General features: G+C 73.4%; 4 protein-coding genes and 1 pseudogene. 4 read left to right on the top strand and 1 reads right to left on the bottom strand.

The features are described 5' to 3' along the window. Positions 1-101: 101 nt before the first annotated feature. A complete protein-coding gene (locus ABFX54_RS55825; RefSeq protein ID WP_346115474.1) occupies positions 102-1,562 on the bottom strand; it encodes an FAD-dependent oxidoreductase in 1,461 nt (486 codons plus the stop codon). Positions 1,563-1,604: 42 nt separating this feature from the next. On the opposite strand from ABFX54_RS55825, the gene ABFX54_RS55820 reads away from it, so the two are divergent. The 4 genes and pseudogenes from ABFX54_RS55820 to ABFX54_RS55805 all read left to right on the top strand — a co-directional run. Then, on the top strand, positions 1,605-2,225 hold the full coding sequence (locus ABFX54_RS55820; RefSeq protein WP_346115473.1) for a TetR/AcrR family transcriptional regulator: 621 nt from the start codon (positions 1,605-1,607) through the stop codon (positions 2,223-2,225). A 161-nt stretch (positions 2,226-2,386) separates the two neighbouring features. Further along, on the top strand, positions 2,387-3,319 hold the full coding sequence (locus tag ABFX54_RS55815; protein ID WP_346115472.1) for an ABC transporter ATP-binding protein: 933 nt from the start codon (positions 2,387-2,389) through the stop codon (positions 3,317-3,319). 5 nt (positions 3,320-3,324) lie between these two features. Further along, complete coding sequence (locus tag ABFX54_RS55810; protein WP_346115471.1) at positions 3,325-4,047, top strand: ABC transporter ATP-binding protein; 723 nt, start codon at positions 3,325-3,327, stop codon at positions 4,045-4,047. Between the two features lie 16 nt (positions 4,048-4,063). Then, a pseudogene (locus ABFX54_RS55805) lies at positions 4,064-4,854 on the top strand (permease); the annotation flags it as partial.

Here is a 4,854-nt window from a genome sequence, read left to right as displayed (position 1 = left end):
CGCTGGAAGTGGCCCCGTGAACGGTGTGCCGTGGGCGTCGTCTCGATTTCGCTACTGGACTATATGGTCCCGTTTTCTGCCGTCCAAATCGATCGTCGGGCTCAACCGGCGGGCGTTCCCGCCCGGCCGGCCCCGGCGAAGGTCACGCCGAGCCCCTTAAGCGCCGTCACGGCCTCCGCGTCGGCGGCGTCGTCGGTGGCCCACCACACATGGCCGTCGGGACGTACGAGCAGGACCGCGGCGGTCGTCCACGGCTGTTCGCCGGCGACCACGGAGAACCCCATCGCCGCCGCGAGAGCTCCGGCCTGCGCGCCCGGCGTGCCGAGCAGGACGGGACGGCCGGACTCCAGCAGCTCGAAGAGGCCAGGAACCCGCGTGCCGGCCAGGGGATGCCCGGCCGCCGGGTACGCCACGTCCAGCGCGGACAGTTTGCGGGCCAGCGCCAGCGAGAATTCGGGCACCGTCGCGATCAGCCCGTTCAGCAGTGAGCGCAGGGCGGCGCCGTCGGGCGTGGTCGCGGTGATCAGCGCCGACTGGGCGAGCGTGTGCTCCGCGAGCTGCTCGCCGATCGGATGGCGCTCGTCGTGGTAGCCGTCGAGCAGCGCGGGGTCCGCGTCTCCGCGGGCCACGGCGGCCAGCCGCCAGCCGAGGTTCATCGCGTCCTGCACGCCGACGTTGAGGCCGACGCCGCCCGCGGGCAGGTGCATGTGCGCCGCGTCGCCGGCGAGCAGGATCCGGCCCTCGCGGTACGTCCGCGCGACCCTCGTGGCGTTGCCGAACCGGGACAGCCAGCCGGGGTCGTGCATGCCGAAGTCGCTGCCCGCCACCCGGATCGAGGTCTCGCGCAGCGCCTCCAGCGTGAACGGGTCGGCCGCGCCGTTGTGGTGGGCGTCCACGCCGGCGATGCGGTGCCTGCCGTCGCGTACCGGAACGCTGATCAGGGCGCCGTGCTCGTTGTGGGCGCTGACCACGGCCGGATCCGTGAGCCGCACCTCGCCGACGTAGCCGTAGGACGTCGTGTCCGTGCCGGGGAACGCGATGCCCGCCGCCTTGCGGACCGTGCTGCCCGCGCCGTCCGCGCCCACGACGTAACGCGCGGTGCGGGTGTAGTCGCCGCGCGGCCCGCTCACGCGCAGGGTCACGCGCTCGTCGTCCTGGTCGAGCCCGGTGACGGCGTGGCCGTGCAGGATCCGCGCTCCCTTCGCGAGCGCGTGCTCCTCCAGCAGCTCCTCGGTGCGGACCTGGGGGATGGCGAGCATGAACGGGTACGGCGTGTCGAGCACGCTGAAGTCGAGGCGGCTCTCCAGCATGCCGAAGTGCCATTTCGGCACCGGGACCCCTTCGTCGAGGAAGCGCCGGGCCAGGCCGCGCATGGCCAGCACCTCGATCGTGCGCGGATGGACGCCCAGGGCCTTCGAGTGCGGGCTGCGTTCGGCCGCGCGTTCCAGGACCACGACCGAGACTCCCGCCAGTGCCAGCTCCGCCGCGACCCACAGCCCGACCGGCCCCGCGCCGACCACCACGACCGACTCTTCAATTGATTGTGTAGATTCACTATTCACAGTAGAGACCCTACAATGAATTGAGGAAGGTAGGATCCGGGCATGGGTGTGCGCGGCTACAAGTCACCGGTGCGGGCCAGGCATGCCGAGGACACGCGGCGATCCATCGTCGCGGCGGCGACGGCCCTGTTCACCGAGCAGGGTTACGCCAGGACGAGCGTCGCAGCCATCGCGGCCGCCGCCGGAGTCGCCGTCAACACCGTCTACACCAGCGTCGGCAACAAGTCCGCGCTGATCATGGCGATGTCCGAGGACGGCGCCGCGGACGCCGTGGCGGTGGAGACCGAGCGCAGGATCGGCGCGTGCTCCGATCCGCGCAAGATTCTGCGCATCCTGGCCGAGGGCACCGGGCAGGTGCGCAGGCGCCGCCAGGACGCGCTGGCGATCCTGCTCGACAACAGGAACGCCGACCCGGACGTGGCCGCCGCGGCCGAGGCGGCGGTCCGCGCGGTGCGGGACAGGCTCAAGGTCGCCGCCGCCCGCCTGATCGCCGTCGGCGGCCTGCGCGAGGGCCTCACCGCCAAGCAGGTCGAGCAGACGTTGTGGTTCTACTTCGGCTTCGAGGCTTGGCGGACCGTCCGAGACTTCGGCTGGAGCTGGAAGGACGCGACGGACTGGCTCGCCGAGCAGGCCACACGCGCACTGCTGCCCGCCGGCGGCTGACGGCTCGCGAGGGTCAACGGCAATTCCGCGCCCGCCGGGGACACGGCGGCGGACAAGCCGGAAGAGGCGGGGATTCGCGGTGCGCGAGGTCTTGGGGTCGGATTTGTCGGGACGATAGAGTCTGGCGGTGAAGCGGGGCCTGCGTCCGGGTTGAGGAGGGGATGTCCATCACGCCCTTGTCCCTGCCGCAGCCTCCCGCGCAGGCGCCGGAGTCCGGGCGAGACGCGTTGATCGTGTGCGAGAGCCTGGTGCGGATCTACCAGTCCGGGTCGGTCGAGGTGCAGGCACTGCAGGGGCTGGACCTGGTCGTGGACGGCGGGGAGATGGTGGCCGTCGTCGGCGCGTCCGGGTCGGGGAAGTCGACGTTGCTGTCCATCCTGGCCGGGGTCGACGCGCCCACCGCCGGTCGGGTGCGGGTCGATCGGTGGAACCTCCTGGACATGTCGCGGGCCGATCGGGTCCGCTACCGGCGGCACACCGTGGGACTCGTACGCCAGCAGACCGCCGCCAACCTCATCCCGTACCTGACCGCGCGCCAGATGGTCGACCTGCCGATGACGGCGGCCGGCACGCCCGGCCGGTTACGCCGCCAGCGCGCCGCCGAGCTGCTCGGCCTGCTCGGCGTCGCCGAGTGCGCCGAGCGGCGGCCCGCGCAGTTGTCCGGCGGGCAGCAGATGCGGGTGGCCATCGCGGTGGCCCTCGCCAACGAGCCCAGGGTGCTGCTGGCCGACGAGCCGACCGGGGAACTGGACAGCACCACGTCGGCCGCGGTGTTCGGGGTGTTGCGGGAGATCAACCGGCAGTTGGGCCTCACCGTCGTCGTCGTGACCCACGATCCCGCGGTCAGCGGTCAGGTGGAGCGGACGGTGGCGATTCGCGACGGGCGCACCAGCAGCGAGGTGCTGCGGCGTACCGCCACCGGGGACGACGGCGCGCAGCAGGTGATCGCCGAGGAGTACGCGGTGATGGACCGGGCGGGGCGGGTCCAGGTGCCGCGCGACTACCGGGAGGCGCTGGCGCTGACGCGACGGGTCCGGCTGGTGCTGGAGTCCGATCACGTTTCGATCCGTCCCGACGGCGGCGGGCCAGGATGACCGGTATGAACGGCGAACCCCTGGTCAGGGTGCGGGGCGTGCATCGCCGGTTCGGCAGCGGCGCGACCGCCGTGCACGCGTTGCGGGACGTGACGTTCGAGCTCGCGGCCGGCACCATGACCGCCCTCGTCGGGCGGTCCGGCTCAGGCAAGACGACGCTGCTCAACGTCATCGGCGGCCTGGACCGCCCGGACTCCGGCACAGTCCTCGTCGAGGGTACGGACGTCACCTCCCTCGACGAGGACGGCCTGTCCCTGTTACGGCGAGAGAAGGTCTCGTACGTCTTCCAGACCTTCGGCCTGATCCCGGTGCTGTCGGCCGCGGAGAACGTGGGCGCCCCGCTGCGGCTGGCCCGCGTACCCCCGGCGGAGCGGGAGCGGCGGGTCGCGCTGCTGCTGGAGCTGGTCGGACTGGCCGCCCACGCCGAGCAGCGGCCCGGTGAGCTGTCCGGCGGGCAGCAGCAGCGCGTGGCCATCGCGCGGGCGCTGGCCGCCTCGCCCCGGCTGCTGATCGCCGACGAGCCGACCGGGCAGCTCGACGCCGAGACCGGCCTGTCGGTGATGGCGCTGCTGCGCGGGGTGGTGGAGTCGGAAGGGGTGACGGCGCTGGTCTCCACGCATGACCCGACGATGCTCGCGCTGGCGGATCGAGTGATCCGCATCAACGACGGGCGGCTCGACGAGGATCCGGGGACGCGGCTCGACTCCGCCGGCCGGGGCGACTCGTGAGTCGTGAGAGCCGCCCGTGCTGAGGCTGGTCGCCCGGCGCGCCCGTGCGCAGTGGCCCCTGCTGGCGGCCCTCCTGGCCGTCGCCGTGGTCGGCCCCACGCTGCTCGGCACCTGCGCCCTCCTGCTCACCCGTACCGCCGAGCAGGCGCTGGAGACCGCCGCCTCCCGCGCCACTCCCGACCAGGTCGACGTCACCGCCTACACCGTCACCATCCGCGGCGAGCATGCCGGATCCGTCGCCGACGACACCCGCGCCGTGCTCACCTCGGCCCTCGCCCCGTTCGCGACGACGACGGCCGCGCGCGCGTCGTCCGTGATGCGGGCGTTCCCCGGCGCCGGTGCTCCGGCCGTGGCGTACCTGTCGGGGGTGGAGGACCTGCCGGCCCGCACCCAGCCGGCCGAAGGACGCCTGCCCAGGGCGGGCGCCGCGCGGGTGGAGTCGGTGGTGCTGGAGAGCACCGCGCGGCGGCTCGGCCTGACCGTCGGCAGCCGGGTCAGCCTCGGCAGGGAGCTGGCCGACGATCCCGACCTGGGGATCGAGGTGAGCGTGGTCGGGATCGTCCGCCCCCTGCCCGGCGCCGGCTGGGAGCGCGACCCCCTCGCCGCCGCCGGCCACGATCCGGCCTATCGCGACGGCCGCTCCGCACAGCCGGTGCACGCGTACGGGCCGTTCATCGTCGACCTCGCCGACCTGCTCGGCGGCGGCTCCACCCTCGACCGGCTGGAGATCACCGCCCGCCCCGACCTGTCCGCCCCCCACCGCCGCGACCTCCCCCCGCTCGACCCGCCGGGCGAAGCCCGCGCGGG

This window comes from Nonomuraea maheshkhaliensis (assembly GCF_039529435.1).
Classification (GTDB): Bacteria; Actinomycetota; Actinomycetes; order Streptosporangiales; family Streptosporangiaceae; genus Nonomuraea; species Nonomuraea maheshkhaliensis.
This window is presented reverse-complemented; position numbering and strand designations above follow the sequence as displayed.

What these genes read in the sequence shown, in the direction of transcription:
- ABFX54_RS55810 (WP_346115471.1), top strand. Translation starts at nt 3,325, where the DNA reads ATGAACGGCGAACCCCTGGTCAGGGTGCGGGGCGTGCATCGCCGGTTC.
- ABFX54_RS55815 (WP_346115472.1), top strand. Translation starts at nt 2,387, where the DNA reads ATGTCCATCACGCCCTTGTCCCTGCCGCAGCCTCCCGCGCAGGCGCCG.
- ABFX54_RS55820 (WP_346115473.1), top strand. Translation starts at nt 1,605, where the DNA reads ATGGGTGTGCGCGGCTACAAGTCACCGGTGCGGGCCAGGCATGCCGAG.